A 17,064-nucleotide genomic window follows, 5' to 3' on the forward strand; every position below is an offset into this window, starting at 1 on the left:
ATTTGACCTAACGGCCTAGTAGCGGTACAGATCCGACTTGAACGGGCCTTGTACGTCTACGCCGATATAAGCGGCCTGCTTGGGCTTCAACTCTTCCAGCTCCACGCCAATTTTGGCGAGGTGCAGGCGGGCTACCTTCTCATCGAGGTGCTTGGGCAGGGTGTATACTTTGTTTTCGTAGGCAGCCGTGTTGGTCCACAGCTCCAGCTGGGCCAGCGTCTGGTTGGTGAAGGAGTTGGACATCACGAACGAAGGGTGGCCGGTGGCACAGCCCAGGTTCACGAGGCGACCTTCCGCCAGAATGATTACCTCTTTGCCGTCGATGGTGTAGAGGTCAACCTGAGGCTTCACGGTGTCTTTGGTGTGACCGTAGTTGCCGTTCAGCCAGGCCATATCAATCTCATCATCGAAGTGGCCGATGTTGCAGACAATGGCTTTGTCCTTCAGGGCGCGGAAGTGCTCCTCGGTGATGATGTCGCAGTTGCCGGTAGCGGTAACCACGATATCCGCCTGGGGAATAGCCTCGGCCATTTTCTTCACGGCGTAACCGTCCATAGCGGCCTGCAGGGCGCAGATGGGGTCAATTTCCGTTACGATAACGCGGGCACCGGCACCACGCAACGAAGCGGCGGTACCTTTTCCTACGTCGCCGTATCCGGCTACTACGGCTACTTTACCGGCCATCATTACATCGGTAGCGCGGCGGATAGCGTCTACGGCAGACTCTTTGCAGCCGTATTTGTTGTCGAACTTCGACTTGGTAACCGAGTCGTTTACGTTGATGGCGGGCATGGGCAGGGTGCCGGCCTTCACACGGTCCAGCAGGCGCAGCACGCCCGTGGTGGTTTCTTCCGACAAACCTTTGATGCCGGCGGCCAGCTCGGGGAACTGGTTCAGCACCATGTTGGTCAGGTCGCCGCCATCGTCCAGAATCATGTTCAGGGGCTGGCGCTCTTCGCCAAACCACAGGGTCTGCTCAATGCACCAGTTAAACTCTTCCTCATTCATGCCTTTCCAAGCATATACCGGAATGCCAGCGGCGGCAATGGCAGCGGCGGCATGGTCCTGGGTAGAGAAGATGTTGCAGGAAGACCAGGTTACGTCGGCGCCCAGTGCAATCAGCGTTTCAATGAGCACAGCCGTTTGGATGGTCATGTGCAGGCAGCCGGCAATGCGGGCACCTTTCAGCGGCTGGCTGGCGCCATACTCCTCGCGCAGGGCCATCAGACCGGGCATTTCAGCCTCCGCCAAACGGATTTCTTTGCGGCCCCACTCGGCCAGCGACATGTCTTTTACTTTGTAGGGAACGTAAGTCGTCTCAACCATGATGCAGAAAATGTTTGCGAATCAACCGCAAAGGTAGCCAAAAAGTTGCGCCCTGGGCACAACAAAAAGCCCGACCAGGTTGGTCGGGCTTAGTGCTACAGAATAAGTCAGCTTACTTATTTTCGATGAAATCAGCCTTTACCTGTACATCGGTGGTGAGGCCGGTTGCAGAGCCGCGCACCAGCAGGGTGTAGATTTTGCCGGCCGCCAGGTCTTTACTGTTAAGAACGATAACCGGCACATTGCTGGAGTTAGCCAGGTAGAGGTTGGAAGCGCCAGCCGCTACTTCCGTGAAGGCCGAAGCGGTGCCGAAGGTTATGTTCGGAATCAGCAGGGCAGCCGTGCCGGTCGATTCGGTGCGGTAGAGGCTAACGGGGGAAGCAGCCCCCAGGCCCAGATGCACCACCCGAATTTTGGCTTTTCCAGCCGCGGGGGCAGTCAGGTCATCTTCCACCCACAGCGGAGCAATGGAGTTGGCCTGGTCCGTGGGGCTGTAGGCAAACAGGGAATAGTTTTTATCCTTCGCTACAGTTTGGGAAGAGTTTATCACCGTGGTAGTGGTGCCCGACACATTTACTTTGAACACCCGCGTACCCGCATTGAGGGTGGTGTAGCCGGTATTCTCGCCGTAGTTCAGGTCTTTTACCGCCTTGTCGTCAGCCAGCACCGACACCTTTACATTGGCATTGGGGGCGGCATGTACTACTTGTACTTTCCCTTGCTCAATTACGGGTGCCACGTCCTCATTGTCGTCGCTGCAACCAACCAGCGCAGTGGATAAAGCCAGGGAGGCGAATAGGAAAGGGCGGAACAGATGCTGAAGTGTAGTTTTCATAAGGGAACCAATCAGGATAAGAAATGATTTGTGCTCAAAACGTAAGCATGCTGCGTTTTGTTGAGTTGAGAAATAAAATTTTTTTGATCTGCTGTGGGCAATATATTGTCGAGCAGACCGTTAGATTTGCATTATGCTCTTAACACGCCTTGGCCTGCACCGGCCTGCAACCTTCCTATTTGCTCTTCTTTTTGTGCTGTTTGCCGCTCCACTTCGGGCGCAGCAGGCACCGGCTGTTATACGGCTGAGCCCGGAAGATCAGGACCGGGGCTTTAACGGCCCCCAGAAAAATTTCTACTTTGCTACCGGTAGTGAAAAAGAATATCAGAACGCTGGTTTCTTTGGTCAAAAGCTGCGCCCCTACGTGGCTGCTAACCCGGAGGCGCTGAAAAACCTGAACCATTACCGCCGGCAGAAATGGCTGTATCTGGGCGAGCGGCTGGTGTTTTTAGGCTCCCTGAGCTTATATAGCCAGCAGGTATTGGCCAAGGATGAGAAGCAGTATTTCAGCCAGGCCCAGCGCGGCGCCATTGGCATGGCGGCCTTTAGTCTGCTGGCCAATGTGCTGATTAGCCGCAATACCAACGAGCATTTTCGGCGGACGGTAGAAGCCTATAATGCCGGCCAGCCGGCGGCCCGCACGGGTGCCTTGCAACGGCTGGCTCCCAGTGGCGTAGGCCTTACGGCAGTAGGCACGCACCCGCAGCTGGCCTTGCGCTGGTCGGTGCGCTAGTTTAAGCGCTGCATTTAATACGTCCTTCTTTCAAAAGGGCCCGTCCTGCGTAAGGATGGGCTTTTTTCTGTATGTTAGCCCCGATTTATGGAATTCCCGCTGCCTGAAGCGGCGCGTCAATACGTAGCCGATAACCTGCACGAAGACCCCGCCAAGCTGGCTTTGCAGGCCCGCCGCTACCCGGACTTGCCGGTACCGGAGCTGGTCCGACAGATTCAGGCCCGCCAGAAAGCGCGCACCAAGCTCCCCGCCTGGGCCGCCAACCCTGATTTAATCTTTCCGCCTGCCCTCTCGGTAGAGCAGGCTTCTTCCGACCGCACGGCTGCTTTCAAAGCCAGCCTGGTAAGCGGCGCTACGCTCCTGGCCGACCTCACCGGCGGCTTTGGCGTGGACAGCAGCTTTTTTGCCAGCCAGGTAACGCAGGTACATTACGTAGAGCGCAACCCCGAGCTGGTAGCCGTAGTGCAGTACAACCTGCAGCAGCTGGGCATTCAGAACGTGGTGTGCCACGCTACTGATGCCGTTCAGTTTTTAAGGAACACGGACCAGCACTTCGACTGGCTCTACCTGGACCCGGCCCGCCGCGATACCGCCGCCCGCAAAATCTTCCGGCTGCAGGATTGTGAGCCGGATATTCTGCGCATGATGCCCCTGCTGCTGCACAAAGCCGACCGGGTGCTGCTCAAAACCTCACCCATGCTGGATATTGAGCAGGCCCTGGAGGAGCTGGCGCACGTGCGGCGGCTCTGGGTGGTGGCCGTGGATAATGAGTGTAAGGAGGTATTATACGAGCTGGGTCAGGAGCCTGCCGTTGACCCGGAGCGCTTCACCATTAACATGAAGCGAGATGGCACCCAGCAGGAATTCCGCCTCAACCGCGCCCGGGAAGCTCGCGCCATTCCGCGCTACGCTGAGGCTCAGCAATACCTCTACGAGCCCAACAGCGCCATTCTGAAAGCAGGCGGGTTCCGTAGCATTGGCACCGCTTTTGAGCTGCTGAAGCTGCACCAGCACAGCCACCTATATACCTCCGATACACTTCGGGCCGACTTTCCCGGCCGTATTTTCCGCATCAGGGCCGCCGAGCGCTACGACCGGGATGCTCTGCGTGCCCACCTGGGCCCGGAGGTGCGCGCCCACGTCACCACCCGCAACTTCCCCGACTCCGTAGCCGACTTCCGCCACCGCACCGGGATTCGGGAAGGTGGGGAGCTATACCTGTTTGCTACCACCGATTTGCGCGGCCGTTTGATGGTGCTGGTATGTGAGAAGCTGTAAACCAGAATAAGGCTTTCAATAAAAAAGCTGTCATCCTGAGCTTTTTATTGAAGACTACTTAGCCGGGCTGGTCCAGGGGCTGCCTTGCAGACGAAAGCGCCAAGGTAGCGCGGCATCTGCGCCGGCATAATCAATGCCTACCCGCGGGGAGGCAATAATCTGCGTGGGCGGAATTGCGTCGCCCTGATCTTCCAGCCAGATATCCGGCCCGGCTAAATCAGTACCATAATGGCGGGTGCCAATGCCCAAGGCCTGGGTGAGCAAGCCGGGGCCGCCGGTGAGGTTGCGGGCGGGGGTGCTCAGGCCCCGGCGCAGCATCATTTCCTCCAGGCCCACCAGCGGCTCCAGGCCCCGAATGAGCACGGCATCGGCTTTGCCGGCTTCATTGGTAATGACGTTGAAGAGTGTGTATCGGCCATAAATCAGGTAGGCATAAGCCACGCCGCCGGCCTCGTACATAATGCGGGTGCGGGCGGTGTAGCGGCCCAGGTGGGAGTGGCAGGCCTGGTCGTTTATGTGGGCGTAGGCCTCGGTTTCTACAATGCGCCCCCCGGTCAGCACGCCATCAAAATGGGTGAAAAGATGCTTACCAATCAGCTCACGGGCTATTTGTACTACATCGGGGCGCTGGTAAAAGGAAGCGGGAAGTTTCATTGTTCAGAAAAGCATTGAATCAGAAAAGACCCATACGTAATTAAGGCAGCTGGTTGCCCGGGCTTACCAGTTGCCGGAGAAATGCTTTACCTTTACCCCCGTAGAGGTGGCCAGACCCCAATTGCGGGGCGCGGCTGAAAAGGGAATCCGGTTAAAATCCGGAGCTGTCCCCGCAACTGTACGCTTCATATAACCAGGCACGCCAATCCCCCGGCCACTGTTTCGCAGAAGGTTTTCCCACTGGAAAACCCGAGAGATGGGAAGGCGGCGTGCCCGAAGCAAGCCAGGAGACCTGCCCCTACGCATCCTAAGTTCAGCGCCTTCGGAGGAAGGGCGGAGAATGAATACAGTGGCGGCCTGTAAAGGGCCGTCTTTTACCCTGTTTTCGGCCTCGGCTTCGTGGCGGTCTGCTTTTGGCAGTTCTCCCAGAAGTTCTGAACTGAATTTTCAGCTTTGAAAATTTGGTTCATCGAATGCGTACCGGTGCTTTTCACTTTTTGCTGCTTTTGCTGGCTGTTTGGGTGCTCCCCGGGCTGGCCGCGCATGCCCAGCAGCCAGTGGCCGCGGCTGCCCCGGATACGGCCTTGCTGTTGCCCGCCGTGCGGGTAGAAGCCACCCGCCCGGAGCGGTTTGCCGTGGGCAGCCGCCTGCAGGTGCTGGACTCCGCTGCCCTGGCCCTTTACCGGGGCCAGACCCTGGCCGATGCATTGGGCGCCCAAACCAGTATCTACCTGAAGAACTATGGCCCCGGGCAGCTGGCTTCCATGGCTATGCGTGGCACCTCGGCGCGGCATACGGCCGTTTTGTGGAATGGCCTGAACATCAACTTACCCACTTTAGGCGAGGCTGACTTTGCCCTGCTGCCCACCAGCGGGGCCACCCGCGTAACGGTGCAGCCCGGCCCGGCCGGCGCTACCTACGGCACCGGGGCAGTGGGCGGCACGGTTCTGCTGGCAGCCCCCGTACGCTGGGGTGCTGGCCTGCAGGCCAGCGCCCAGTTAAACTACGGCAGCTACAATCTGTGGGCACCTAGTCTCGAAAGCAGTTTCAGCAACCAGAAAGTAGCCGTCAGGGTGGCGGCCTCGGCCCGCACGGCCCGCAATGATTTCCCCTATTCTTCGCCGGAGTTGCAGGGCCTCGTAACCCGCCGCCAGCCGAATGCCGATGTGGCGCAGTGGAGCATGAGCCAGGATTTAACGGTGCGCACCGGCCAACGAGGCGAAGTCATGCTGGCCGCTTGGCTGACCGATGCCGACCGGGGCATTCAGCCGGCCATAGGAGCCGTGAATAACCACGCCCGCGAGCGGGACCAAAGCCGCCGCCTGCTGGCCGGCTACCGCCACGTAGCCGCCCGCCACGAATCGGTGGGGCGGGTGGCTTGGTTTGAGGATGTGTTAGATTACCAGGCTGCGGGAGTTCAGAGCAACTCAAGGGTCCGCACCACGCAGACGCAGGCGCAGCACACGTTCAACTTCGCCCCCCACGCCAGCGTGCAGGTAGGCGCCGAAGCGCAGCACTTTGCAGCCGAAGTAGACGGGTACGCCCGACCGGTAGCGGAAAACCGCTTCAGTGGCTTTGCCCTGGTGCGCTATGACCCACAGCCCCGGCTCCGGCTTACGGCCAACCTGCGGCAGGCAGTGCTTCCCGGCCGCAAGGCTCCCCTGGCGCCCACGGTTGGGGCGGAGTGGCAGGCCGGCACGTGGGCTCAACAGCAGCTGGTGGTGAAAGCATCCGTCTCCCGCAGCTACCGGGCGCCCACGCTGAATGAGCGTTACTGGCGGCCAGGCGGCAACCCGGCTCTCCTGCCAGAGCAGGGTTTTGGCTACGAAGGTGGCCTGCAGCACAGCTGGCAGCTCACTTCCCAGCTGCGCCTGCAATCGGAAGCAACCCTTTACCGGCAGGTGGTAGAGAACTGGGTGCAATGGCTGCCTGCTGCTGATGCGGGCTACTATTCCCCGCGCAACCTGCGCACCGTACGGGCCTGGGGCCAGGAAACCAGCAGCCAGCTTGCCTGGAAAACCCGGCACTACCAGCTACAGGTGCAGGCCGCTTATGCCTATACCCGCTCGGAAAAAGTGCGGGGCTACGCCGATGACGCGGACCCCACCTACCGCCAGCTGCCCTATGTGCCCCGGCATACGGTGGCCTTCACTACCAACCAGCAGTGGCGGGCCTGGCAGCTGGGTACCGCGGCCACTTTCACCGGCTTCCGCTACACCGATTCCGGCGCCAGAGACTTTCTGCCCTCCTACCTGCTGGCCAATGCCACTTTGGGCTACACCATCAAAGCTCACCAAAACTGGGCCCTTACAGTGCTGGCGCAGGGCTACAACCTCACCAATGTGTCTTACCGCAGCTATGCCGCCCAGGCCATGCCGCCCCGCAACGGGCAGCTTAGTCTGCGGGTGGCGTGGCGCTAACTTCTTTCCCTGTTTCTATATTCTATGTACTCTTCTCCCCGCTTCCCTCCCTACATTACCCGCTCGGCGCTGGCTTTTCTAAGTCTGATGGCTGTAACGGCCTGCGACCCGGATACGGATACCCCCGACCCCACGCAGCCAGCCGATGTATTTATTGTGAATGAAGGCGGCTTCAATAAAGGCAATGCCGGCATCAGCAGCTTCAGCACCGCCAGCCGGCAGCTGATGAATGTAAACCAGTTTCAAACGGCCAATAACCGGCCGCTGGGTGATGTGGCACAGTCGATGACGGTTGTGGGCACCCGGGGCTACATTGTAGTCAATAATAGCAACAAGCTGGAGGTAGTCTCCATGCCTGATCTAAAGGAAGTTGCTACGGTTACGGGCCTGCAGCTACCCCGGTATTTTGTAGCGGCCTCGGCCGATAAGGGCTACGTAACAGAGTGGGTGGATTTTGGGGTGTCGGGCCGCGTGGCCGTCATCGATTTGAAAACCAATACCATTCTGAAAACCATTACCACGGGCATTACCCCGGAAACTATGCTGCTGGTAGGCAACAAGCTGTATGTAGCCAACAACGGCGAAAACACCCTCACCATCATTAATACCCTGACTGATGAGGTGGCGGCCACCGTAACCGTGGGCGACTCCCCTACCAGCCTGGTGCAGGACCGCACCGGCCGGGTATGGGTTTTAAACAGCGGTATGGTTGCCTACAACCCCGATTACACCGAGGACTATGAACATACCACGCCCGGCTCTCTGGTGAGTTTTGACCCGCAGAGCCCGACTGCGCAGACCCGCCGTACGTTTGCCTCTAACCAGGTGCGGCCCCAAAAGCTGCTGATTGATTTTACTGGCACCACCTTGTATTTCAGCAATGGCGCGGCAGTGTTCCGCATGAATACCACCGATGCTGCTTTGCCCACCACGCCCATTATACGGCGCCGGTTTTATGGGCTAGGGCTGGACCCGCGCGACAATACGTTGTATGGGTCGCTGGAGAATTTCAGCGGGCCTACCAAGTTCATTCGCTACCAAAGCACCGGCACGCCTATTGACTCCTTTGCGGTGGGCGTGGGCGCTAACAGCTTCGTGTTTTACCGGCAGTAGCCGCTGGTATAGCCCAACAAACAAAGCGCCCTTCCATAGCAAATAGAAGGGCGCTTTGTTTATAAGATACTGAAGCGTTAATCGGCGATACCGTCGTTGTTACGGTCTTTAGCCTGGCCAGCGCGGTCGTATATTTCTTTGCCGGTAAGGCGGCGGGTGGTGTCCTGGCTGGTGCCGTTGGTAGAAGCGGCGGTAGAAGTGGGGTTTGCCTCCGTGGGGTCGTGGCTTTTATCTACGCCGCGTTCTACGTTGGTGTCGCCGGTATTATTGCCGGTGCCGCAGGCCACCAGGGTAAAGGCAAACAGAAACGCGCCGGCAGCCGTGCGCAGGAATGGGAGGGAGAAAGTCATAGGGCGAAATAGTAAGGCGGGTTGTGAGACAGGCAAGTATAGTGCTTCCTACGGCTGCCTGTTGGCCGGGTTTACGTGGCGCCCGTTGCCCGGGGAAAACGGAGGTAGCCACCTAATGTTTTCTGCCAATTACCACCCACATTTTTAGTCGTTGGTGGGCCGTGGTGCGTACACCCATGCAACCCGACTTTGGCAAATCTGGTATATTTGTTTCATGCCGAAGCACCGCTCCTCTCTTTCCAGGTTCCGCCCTGCTTCCCCCTTGCTGCGACACGCCGCCTTGGTAGCTGGTATAAGTCTTTTCTTAGCCGTACTACTGGTAGCGTATGTTTTTGGCTTTCGTAATGCGTTCTTGTTCAGAACTTCTGCTGCTTTTTTCGTACTTTTCTGTCTCCTGGCCGTAACGTTCCTCGTTGTTGTGCCATTCGTGAATTGGGCTGCCAGCAACTGGTTTGGTGCGGGCTGGCAGAAAACCCCAATTGCACCTACACGCCGTAGCCGCCCTACTGTTTCCGCTGCCCCGCGGAAACAAACACCCAGCCGTTCGCGGTTGGCTCCTTAAAATCATTAACGCCCAACTTACCTTCTACACTGTGAAAACAACCCGCTTGCACATCAAGAACATGGTTTGCCCACGTTGCGTTAGTGCCGTGCGCCACCTCCTGGAGCAGGCTGGCTATCGGCCGGCTCAGGTAACACTCGGAGAAGCAGTATTGGCGAAAGACACGCCTGCCGACCCCAAAGAAGTAGCACCGCTGCTTCGCGAAGCAGGCTTCGATGTATTAATGGACCGGGCGGAACAGCTCACCGAACAAATCAAGACCGCCCTGGCCGAGTACCTGGAGCATTTGCGTACGGCGCGCATGCCCCTTACCACCTCAGCCTTTCTCACGGACCGTTTTGCGGCCACCTATTCTCACTTGAGCAAGGTGTTTTCGCGCACGGCTAATCTTACCATTGAGAAGTATCTGATTCGCATGAAGATTGAGCGGGTGAAGGAGCTGCTCAGCTATGGCGAGTTGACCCTGGGCGAAATAGCCGAGCAAATGCGCTACAGCAGCGGCCAGCACCTGAGCAACCAGTTCCGCCAGGTAACCGGCCGCTCCGTCAGCGAATTCCGCCGCGACCTGATGCCCAAGCGCATGGCGCTGGATAAAATAGCGTAACGGCCGCCGCAAGCCACAGTATCGTACTTACACCGCCGGAATTCTGTATAACCGGCGGGCCCCATTCAGGGTATTAGAGGTAATTCCTCTGATACCCTGTTTTTTTATGGCCTCTTCCCTTCCCTTTGCCTTCAGCCTGCTGCTACTAAGCGCCGCGCCCGGCTATGCCCAGCACGAGCAGCACCAAATGAAGCAGCCCGCTGCCACCGATACCACCCGGCGCCCGGCGGCCGCTACCATGGACCACAGCCAGCACCAAATGCCCGGCATGGCCCCCGCTGATACCGCAAAGCCCGCCATGCCCATGAACCACATGGGTCATGATATGAGCGGTATGCAGGGCATGGACCACGGCAGTATGGATATGGACGCTATGCCGCACGCCTACTCGCGCCAGCTACCCATGAGCCGGAACGGTTCCGGCACTGCCTGGAATCCCGACCAAACCCCCATGTACATGTGGATGAGCCACCACGGCAAATGGATGGTGATGAACCACGGCGCCATTAACCTGCGCTACACCAACCAGAACATAGGGCGCAGTGGCGGCCAGCGCGGCGGCAGCACCTTTGATGCCCCCAACTGGTTTATGACCATGGCCCAGCGGGAAGTAGGCGAGAAAGGTCTCCTGAACCTGACGGCCATGTTTTCCCTTGACCCCCTAACGGAAGGCGGCAACGGCTACCCCCTGCTGTTCCAGAGCGGCGAGGCGTACCAGGGCCGGCCGCTGGTAGACCGCCAGCACCCCCACGATTTATTCTCGGCCCTGAGCATCGGCTACACCCACGCGTTTTCGGAGGATGTGGACTTGACTGCTTACGTGGGCTACCCCGGTGAGCCGGCCATTGGCCCGGTAGCTTTCATGCACCGCATTTCGGCCATGCCCAACCCCGATGCCGCCCTGGGCCACCACTGGCAGGATGCCACGCACATCACCTTTGGCGTAGCCACGCTGGGCCTGCGTTACAAACAGTTCAAGCTGGAAGGCTCCAACTTCACCGGCCGGGAGCCCGACGAACACCGCTACGGCTTCGACAAGCCCCGCGCCGACTCCTGGGCCGGGCGCCTGAACTGGAATCCCACCAGCAACCTGGCCCTGCAGGTAAGCCGGGCCTTTCTTAAGCAGCCGGAAGAGCTGCACCCCAACGAGGACGTGAAACGCACCACGGCCTCCATTATACAAAGCAACCAATGGGGCAACGGACGCTATATAGCCTCGGCGCTGGTGTGGGGGATGAACCAGAATATTTCGGATGAGCACACGCACACTTCCCACTCCGTGCTGGCCGAAACCAACGTGCAGCTGGGTAAGCCGGCCGTGTATGCGCGCTATGAGTTTGTGCAGAAGTCGGCGGAGGAACTGCAGACGGAAACCATAATCTTCCAACCGAATGACGCTCCTGAGGAAGGACCGTTCAACATTCATGCCCTCACGTTGGGGGCTACTTACCGGGTAGCGCAGGTAGCCAATACTGACCTTACGCTGGGCGCCCAGGGCACCGTGTATCGTCCGGAAGAGCTCATCCGGCCTTTGTATGGCAAAACGCCCGTTTCGGCGCAGGTGTATCTGCGCCTGAATCCTTCGCTGATGAAGATGGGAAAAATGTAGCGCCCGGCGGCCTTACTCCGGGTTGTGGTCGTAGCAGTAATCGGAATGATACATGGCCGCGGAGCCGCAGTCCTGATGGGAGCAGTTGCGGCGCGTGGGGCGGAACTGCGGGTAAGGACGGCTGATATCAGTAGGCCGTTCGCGCAGGCGGGCCAGATGGGCGCGGGTGCGCTGTTCCCGAATACGGCTGGCCAGTTCCCGGGGGCTGTCTTCGCCAAAAATCAGGCGCGCTGACTGGGAGCGGTACTGGTGAATAAAGGCTAGTGCCTCGGCTATTTCTTCGGCCTCGGGCGTATGGCCGTAGGCAAAATGGATTTGCACCTTGCGGCAAAACTCCTGCACATAGGCAGCCTGCCGGGGCCAGGAGCCGCGGGCCAGGTACATACCAATACGTTGCAGGGCACCGGCGCTCATACAGAAGAAAATCAAGGCAGGAGGTAGAGTGGGGTAACCAGCGTTTCGCCCGGATAGCCAAACAGCCATTGTATCTTTGCGGTTCGTTTTGCTTTCGTGTTGCCGTGTCTACTTCGCCCCATATTCTGCTCATTACGCCGCCGCTTACGCAGCTGAACACGCCCTACCCGGCTACGGCCTATATAAAAGGCTTTTTGGGCGGGCGCGGCTACACCGTTACGCAGGCAGATCTGGGGCTGGAGCTGGTGCTGAAGCTGTTTTCGAAGGAAGGCCTCAGGCGGGTATTTGCGGAAATTGAAGCCGGCCCTTATCAACTGAGCGACAACGCCCGCCGCATGCTGCGCCTAAAGCAAAGCTACCTGAACACTGTTGAGCCCGTTATCCGCTTCCTGCAAAACAAGGACAACACCTTGGCGTCGCGCATCTGTCACTCCCGGTTTCTGCCTGAAGCCAGCCGCTTTGATAACGTGGCCGATCTGGAAACGGCCTTCGGCACCATGGGCCTCAGCGACCAGGCCCGCCACCTGGCCACGCTCTACCTGGAAGACCTGGCTGACCTGATTAAAGAAACCGTGGGCCCACAGTTTGGCTTTTCACGCTACGCCGAGAAGCTGGCTATGTCGGCTACCACGTTTGATGCCCTGCACGAAGCCCTGCAAGCCGCACCTAACCTGCTGGACCAGATGCTGCTGGAGCTGGCAGACGCGCTAATGGCCAAAGTGCAGCCAGATGTAGTGGGCTTTTCCGTCCCCTTCCCCGGTAACCTGTACGGCGCGCTGCGGCTGGCGGGCCGCATCAAACAAATCAGCCCGGCCACCAAAACCCTGATGGGCGGCGGCTACCCCAACACCGAGCTGCGCACCATTCAGGAGCCCCGCTTTTTCGACTACATCGATTTCCTGACCCTGGACGATGGCGAAGGCCCCTGGCTACGGCTGCTTGAGGCCATCAGTTGCCAGTTGCCGGTTGCCAGTTGCCAGAATGAACAGTTAGCAGATGTAGTCCAGAACAACCTGGCAACTGGCAACCGGCAACTGGCAACTCATCAATTGCAGCGCACCTTCCTGCGCAATGCCTTGGGTGAGGTGGAATACCACAACTCGCCCCAGCCAGACATACCCCACGCCGAAGTAGGCACGCCGGACTACTCCGATTTGCCGCTGACGGAATACCTCTCCGTGATTGAGGTACTGAACCCCATGCACCGGCTGTGGAGTGACGGGCGCTGGAACAAGCTGACCGTGGCCCATGGCTGCTACTGGAAGCGCTGCTCCTTCTGTGATGTAACGCTGGACTATATCTCGCGCTACGAAACTGCGCCCAGCACCCTGCTGGTAGACCGCATCGAGCAGATTATAGCGCAAACCGGGCAAACCGGCTTTCACTTTGTAGACGAAGCTGCCCCGCCCCTGGCCTTGCGCGACCTGGCCATTGAGCTCCTCAAGCGGCGCGTAACCATTACGTGGTGGGGCAATATTCGCTTCGAGAAAACCTTTACGCCCGACCTGTGCCGGCTGCTGGCAGCCTCCGGCTGCATTGCCGTAAGCGGCGGGCTGGAAGTAGCTTCTGACCGCCTGCTGGCTCTTATGGAAAAAGGCGTCACCATTGCCCAGGTAGCCCGCGTGACGGATGGCTTCACCCAGGCCGGCATTATGGTGCACGCCTACCTCATGTATGGTTTCCCCACCGAAACCGCCCAGGAAACGGTAGACAGCCTGGAGGTAGTGCGCCAGCTGTTTGCCGCTGGTATTGTGCAAAGCGGCTACTGGCACCGTTTCTCCATGACGGCGCACTCGCCCGTGGGTAAGAACCCGGCCAAGTATCAGGTAGCTCCCGTTGGCCCCGAGCCCGGCCCCTTTGCCTGGAACGACCTCTGGCACGAAGACCCCACCGGCACCGACCACGAAGCTTTCGGACCCGGCCTGGCCAAAGCCCTATATAACTACCTGCACGGCGTGGCCCTGCAGGAGCCGCTCAGCTTCTGGTTCGATTTCAAAACGCCCCGCGCCACGGTACCGCGCCACCTCATTCAGCAGGCACTGCAGGAACCCGGCAAGCCGGATGCCGCCCGGCCCAACAACCGCCTGTTCTGGCTGGGCAACACCCCGGAGCTACGCTACGAAGCAGGCAAGAAGGGGCAACAAGCCGTACTGACCTTTTTTGAGCAGGCGGAGGATTTCGAAGTGAAAGTACCGGCGCCGCTTGGGCCCTGGCTGCAGACGTTGCTTACCAGCTTGGCCTCAGATTACGACACAAAAGTGCTGTTGAAAGATGCCGCCCAAAGCTTCCCTACTGCGGGTGGGCAGAAGTGGGAGCAATTTCTGCTGAGCGCCGGCTGGCTTACGTTGCGCGAAAAAGGGCTACTGGTGTTGTAGCCTTTACCCTTACTTGATAAGTCGCTGCTGCAGCCACTGCTCCACGTCCTGCACGTAGCCGGGGGCAAAGTAGGGCCAACTCCACAAGCCGGCCGTATTGGTGCTGCCAGGCAACAGGAAATACGCATTGGCCTTGAGGTACACCTGCACGGCGTTGCCGCGCCCGTAGCCAATGGCATTCCGCAGGCGGCGTGCGCTCTGCCGGGCGTCTACTGCATCATCGGCGCCGGCATACAGAGCCAGCGTAGGAATCCGCTGGCGGCTCAGGGCTTTATAAGCTTGCGCCTCTGCGGCACTGGCCAGCGGAACGGCTTCCAGAATAATACCTACCGGCCGGGGCCGGGCAACACTTTTTACTACCTGCGTGGCGGCGGTGCCCCGCACCCACAGGGCCACCCGGGCGGTATCAATGGTTGGGGTTGTGCGCAGGGCGGAAAAGGCTGCTTCTACCCATTGCCGGGCCGAGGAATCAGTAGGGGCATTTTTTGATGCTGCCGGTGCCAGCAGCAGGGAAGCCACGCCCTGGCGGGCCAGCCAGGCGGCACGGGCCGGGCCAACGGCAGAAGTAACCGAATCCGGCAGCACTACCATAACCGGATGCCGGGCCACAGTGTCTTCGGGCAAATACAGGGTAGCTATCTGGCGCTGATTGCCCGCTTGCAGCCGCACGGCCTGCTCCTGGTATTGGCGGGGCGCGGCGGGCCCACGGCGCACCCATACAAACTCGGCCCGCAGGCTATCCAGCAGGAAAGAGCCCCGCAGGAAGTCACCTTCCCGTATAGCATTTACGGTAACGTGGCCCGGAAAACCGCCCTGCTGTTCGAAATGCAGCTGCGGCTCGGTGTAATGCACCTCGTTCAGCGGAACTTCCATACCGGGCACGGCCGGAAATGACAGCTCGGCCTGCAGTTTGCCGGGCGCTACCTCCCGCAAGTCCAGAGCGGCCCGCAGCTCAGTTCCCTGAATAGTAACCGGTCCTTCAAAGTGGCCGGTGGGTAGCGGCAGCGCCGGCTTGCCGGATTTTCCGGAGCAGGCCGTCAGCAGCAGACAGCCAACCGCCAATGCCCGGCCCTGGGCAGCCCAGGACAGCAGACGAGGGAAAGAGACAAAGCCGTTTACGGGCACGAGGAAGAGAAAAAGGGAAACAATACGGCAAATGTACGGCTTGCGCGCCATGCAGCGCTTTTACAGGCCTTTGCGCAGAATCAGGTCGTTCTGGATATCAGTCCCTACCTGGAAGGCATGCTCGCCAATAGTTTTAAAACCGAAGCGGCGGTAAAACTCAATAGCCCGCTCGTTTTTCTCCCATACGCCCAGCACCACGCTCCGGCAGTTTTGCTGGCGGGCTTCTTCAATGGCGCGGCGCATCAGCGTGGCACCCAAGCCTGTGCCAATCCAGTCTTCAAGCACGTACAGCCGCTCAATTTCCAGGCGGTCGGCGGGGGATTTACCTTCGGCAATACCCAGCTCGGAGCCGATGAGCAGCTTAGCATAGCCTACGGGCACCTGCTGCATATAAGCCAGCAGGAACACCACCGCTGGGTTCTGCAGCTCGGCCATTTGCTGCTCCGGGCCAAAGTTGGCTTCCAGGTAAGCCACCATGTCTTCGGGCTTGTTATCAGCGGCAAAGGTTTCGTGAAACGTCTGGCGGCCTAGTTCGGCCAGCTGCGCTGCTACGGCCGCGGTGCGCTTGGCCACTACAATTTGCAGGGGGGAAGACATAGAAAAAAAGCGCCGGGGCGCGGGAGATATCAGGAAATGGAATGGTCGCCGGGCTCGTCAGATATCCGCGCGTCACGCCGCATGCGGCGCCCGTAGCGGATAATGATGATAAAAGCGGCAAAGGTAGCCAGGGTAAGTAACCAGTCCTGCACGGGTACCAGCTGATTAGGCTGATCCGGCAACACGCCGACGCCCGTAATCAGGCCGCTCAGATAGAGTTGCGTCACGGTACGCACCAGCATCAGGGCAGCCCCAATACCACCCAGAATCATCAATAGTAACCCGAATTGGCGCCGGCCGGCAGGAGAAGCCATAGCAGAAGGATTTTGGTGCAAGAAACAGCTTTTGCGGCAAAACAGCCTGTTACTCCTGCTCTCCTACGAAATTTCGGGAACCCAGGCTGCAAACCTTCGGCCCCTCCGTTTTCCCGGCAGTCACACGCCGAGTTGCAAATTGATTTCACCTGTGTAATTTTGCCTTACCACATTCTTTGCGAGAGTAGCTCAGTTGGTAGAGCATCAGCTTCCCAAGCTGAGGGTCGCGAGTTCGAACCTCGTTTCTCGCTCATTTCGAAGAACGCCATTTATCTGACTCAGATAGGTGGCGTTTTTTCGTGCGGCATGGGTTGCTTTAGAAGGAGTAAGTGGTTTTCGCAGCAGGGGCAAAAACTACTTAAAATCAGCATTCTGGGCCGATATTTCCATCCTCAGAATGGCATTACACGTTTGAAGAAGAGCGACTCCCTCCCACGGTTCCTTTCTTTTCCTGAGACGTTACCATGAAGAGTAAAAACACTTCCAAAACCAGTGTGCGGCAGCAGGATTGGAAAAGCACAGATATAGTCCGCAACCCCAATAATTACTCCGAGGATTTGCTTCCCCTGCCCAGCGAGCAGGACCAGAACTACCTTCCTCCCCAGGTGCGGGGCCAGCAGCAAGGCCGCACGGCGGAGCTGGGCAGCCCGGATTGGTACTAGCTGCCGGGCATAAATCTCACCTCATGCAAACGGGGCCACAAATGCGGCCCTGCTTGTTGTAAATCAGCCGCAATACTGCTGTCATAGGCAGGT

The 17,064-nt window shown here is 58.9% G+C and carries 16 protein-coding genes, 1 tRNA gene and 1 riboswitch; of the genes, 9 read left to right on the forward strand and 8 right to left on the reverse strand.

From position 1 onward, the window contains the following. Window positions 1-15: 15 nt before the first annotated feature. Both ahcY and PK28_RS15780 read right to left on the reverse strand, forming a co-directional pair. Entirely contained in the window at window positions 16-1,326 is a 1,311-nt protein-coding gene (gene ahcY / locus PK28_RS15775; RefSeq protein ID WP_044515548.1) for an adenosylhomocysteinase, read from the reverse strand. A 112-nt stretch (window positions 1,327-1,438) separates the two neighbouring features. After that, on the reverse strand, window positions 1,439-2,161 hold the full coding sequence (locus PK28_RS15780) for a DUF4397 domain-containing protein (protein ID WP_044515552.1): 723 nt from the start codon (window positions 2,159-2,161) through the stop codon (window positions 1,439-1,441). A gap of 193 nt (window positions 2,162-2,354) precedes the next feature. Here PK28_RS15780 and PK28_RS15785 point away from each other — a divergent pair, with 193 nt between their 5' ends. Both PK28_RS15785 and PK28_RS15790 read left to right on the forward strand, forming a co-directional pair. After that, window positions 2,355-2,894 (forward strand): hypothetical protein, encoded by a 540-nt coding sequence (locus PK28_RS15785; RefSeq protein WP_044515554.1) that lies wholly within the window; start codon window positions 2,355-2,357, stop codon window positions 2,892-2,894. Between the two features lie 87 nt (window positions 2,895-2,981). Next, window positions 2,982-4,172, forward strand: a complete 1,191-nt coding sequence (locus tag PK28_RS15790; protein ID WP_048826149.1) for a class I SAM-dependent methyltransferase — start codon at window positions 2,982-2,984, stop codon at window positions 4,170-4,172. Window positions 4,173-4,226: 54 nt separating this feature from the next. Here PK28_RS15790 and PK28_RS15795 read toward each other — a convergent pair whose 3' ends face one another. Continuing rightward, window positions 4,227-4,826 (reverse strand): DNA-3-methyladenine glycosylase, encoded by a 600-nt coding sequence (locus PK28_RS15795; RefSeq protein WP_044515557.1) that lies wholly within the window; start codon window positions 4,824-4,826, stop codon window positions 4,227-4,229. A gap of 87 nt (window positions 4,827-4,913) precedes the next feature. Continuing rightward, window positions 4,914-5,140: riboswitch (cobalamin riboswitch) on the forward strand. A gap of 159 nt (window positions 5,141-5,299) precedes the next feature. Here PK28_RS15795 and PK28_RS15800 point away from each other — a divergent pair. Together PK28_RS15800 and PK28_RS15805 are read left to right on the forward strand one after the other, a co-directional pair. Next, window positions 5,300-7,246, forward strand: a complete 1,947-nt coding sequence (locus PK28_RS15800) for a TonB-dependent receptor (protein WP_044515560.1) — start codon at window positions 5,300-5,302, stop codon at window positions 7,244-7,246. 24 nt (window positions 7,247-7,270) lie between these two features. After that, window positions 7,271-8,359 (forward strand): YncE family protein, encoded by a 1,089-nt coding sequence (locus tag PK28_RS15805; protein ID WP_044515562.1) that lies wholly within the window; start codon window positions 7,271-7,273, stop codon window positions 8,357-8,359. Between the two features lie 77 nt (window positions 8,360-8,436). On the opposite strand, the gene PK28_RS15810 is transcribed toward PK28_RS15805, so the two are convergent. Next, window positions 8,437-8,709: a hypothetical protein gene (locus tag PK28_RS15810; RefSeq protein ID WP_044515565.1), complete on the reverse strand. Its 273-nt coding sequence runs from the start codon at window positions 8,707-8,709 to the stop codon at window positions 8,437-8,439. Between the two features lie 593 nt (window positions 8,710-9,302). Here PK28_RS15810 and PK28_RS15815 point away from each other — a divergent pair. Further along, window positions 9,303-9,875 carry an AraC family transcriptional regulator gene (locus PK28_RS15815; RefSeq protein ID WP_121235863.1) on the forward strand — a complete coding sequence of 191 codons (573 nt, stop codon included), beginning with the start codon at window positions 9,303-9,305 and terminating at the stop codon, window positions 9,873-9,875. Window positions 9,876-9,981: 106 nt separating this feature from the next. Beyond that, window positions 9,982-11,484, forward strand: coding sequence for a hypothetical protein (locus PK28_RS15820; protein ID WP_044515568.1), 1,503 nt, complete (start codon window positions 9,982-9,984; stop codon window positions 11,482-11,484). Window positions 11,485-11,496: 12 nt separating this feature from the next. Here PK28_RS15820 and PK28_RS15825 read toward each other — a convergent pair whose 3' ends face one another. Beyond that, window positions 11,497-11,898 (reverse strand): hypothetical protein, encoded by a 402-nt coding sequence (locus tag PK28_RS15825; protein ID WP_044515570.1) that lies wholly within the window; start codon window positions 11,896-11,898, stop codon window positions 11,497-11,499. Between the two features lie 104 nt (window positions 11,899-12,002). Between PK28_RS15825 and PK28_RS15830 the strand changes: the two genes are divergently transcribed. Continuing rightward, window positions 12,003-14,273, forward strand: coding sequence for a B12-binding domain-containing radical SAM protein (locus tag PK28_RS15830; RefSeq protein ID WP_044515573.1), 2,271 nt, complete (start codon window positions 12,003-12,005; stop codon window positions 14,271-14,273). Window positions 14,274-14,282: 9 nt separating this feature from the next. On the opposite strand, the gene PK28_RS15835 is transcribed toward PK28_RS15830, so the two are convergent. Genes PK28_RS15835 through PK28_RS15845 form a run of 3 tightly spaced genes read right to left on the reverse strand, consistent with a single transcriptional unit; the run spans window position 14,283 to window position 16,309 of the window. Then, window positions 14,283-15,398 (reverse strand): alpha/beta hydrolase family protein, encoded by a 1,116-nt coding sequence (locus tag PK28_RS15835; RefSeq protein ID WP_156126430.1) that lies wholly within the window; start codon window positions 15,396-15,398, stop codon window positions 14,283-14,285. Between the two features lie 60 nt (window positions 15,399-15,458). Then, entirely contained in the window at window positions 15,459-15,995 is a 537-nt protein-coding gene (locus PK28_RS15840) for a GNAT family N-acetyltransferase (RefSeq protein ID WP_044515580.1), read from the reverse strand. A 29-nt stretch (window positions 15,996-16,024) separates the two neighbouring features. Continuing rightward, complete coding sequence (locus PK28_RS15845; protein WP_156126431.1) at window positions 16,025-16,309, reverse strand: hypothetical protein; 285 nt, start codon at window positions 16,307-16,309, stop codon at window positions 16,025-16,027. A 178-nt stretch (window positions 16,310-16,487) separates the two neighbouring features. On the opposite strand from PK28_RS15845, the gene PK28_RS15850 reads away from it, so the two are divergent. After that, window positions 16,488-16,560: transfer RNA gene (locus PK28_RS15850), tRNA-Gly, on the forward strand. 213 nt (window positions 16,561-16,773) lie between these two features. Next, window positions 16,774-16,971, forward strand: coding sequence for a hypothetical protein (locus PK28_RS15855; protein ID WP_044515588.1), 198 nt, complete (start codon window positions 16,774-16,776; stop codon window positions 16,969-16,971). Window positions 16,972-17,064: the final 93 nt, after the last annotated feature.

It is taken from the genome of Hymenobacter sp. DG25B, assembly GCF_000801315.1.
GTDB lineage: Bacteria > Bacteroidota > Bacteroidia > Cytophagales > Hymenobacteraceae > Hymenobacter.

Coding starts and splice junctions, on each gene's coding strand:
- ahcY (WP_044515548.1), bottom strand. CDS start 1,326: ATGGTTGAGACGACTTACGTTCCCTACAAAGTAAAAGACATGTCGCTG.
- PK28_RS15780 (WP_044515552.1), bottom strand. CDS start 2,161: ATGAAAACTACACTTCAGCATCTGTTCCGCCCTTTCCTATTCGCCTCC.
- PK28_RS15790 (WP_048826149.1), top strand. CDS start 2,982: ATGGAATTCCCGCTGCCTGAAGCGGCGCGTCAATACGTAGCCGATAAC.
- PK28_RS15795 (WP_044515557.1), bottom strand. CDS start 4,826: ATGAAACTTCCCGCTTCCTTTTACCAGCGCCCCGATGTAGTACAAATA.
- PK28_RS15800 (WP_044515560.1), top strand. CDS start 5,300: ATGCGTACCGGTGCTTTTCACTTTTTGCTGCTTTTGCTGGCTGTTTGG.
- PK28_RS15805 (WP_044515562.1), top strand. CDS start 7,271: ATGTACTCTTCTCCCCGCTTCCCTCCCTACATTACCCGCTCGGCGCTG.
- PK28_RS15810 (WP_044515565.1), bottom strand. CDS start 8,709: ATGACTTTCTCCCTCCCATTCCTGCGCACGGCTGCCGGCGCGTTTCTG.
- PK28_RS15820 (WP_044515568.1), top strand. CDS start 9,982: ATGGCCTCTTCCCTTCCCTTTGCCTTCAGCCTGCTGCTACTAAGCGCC.
- PK28_RS15825 (WP_044515570.1), bottom strand. CDS start 11,898: ATGAGCGCCGGTGCCCTGCAACGTATTGGTATGTACCTGGCCCGCGGC.
- PK28_RS15840 (WP_044515580.1), bottom strand. CDS start 15,995: ATGTCTTCCCCCCTGCAAATTGTAGTGGCCAAGCGCACCGCGGCCGTA.
- PK28_RS15845 (WP_156126431.1), bottom strand. CDS start 16,309: ATGGCTTCTCCTGCCGGCCGGCGCCAATTCGGGTTACTATTGATGATT.
- PK28_RS15855 (WP_044515588.1), top strand. CDS start 16,774: ATGAAGAGTAAAAACACTTCCAAAACCAGTGTGCGGCAGCAGGATTGG.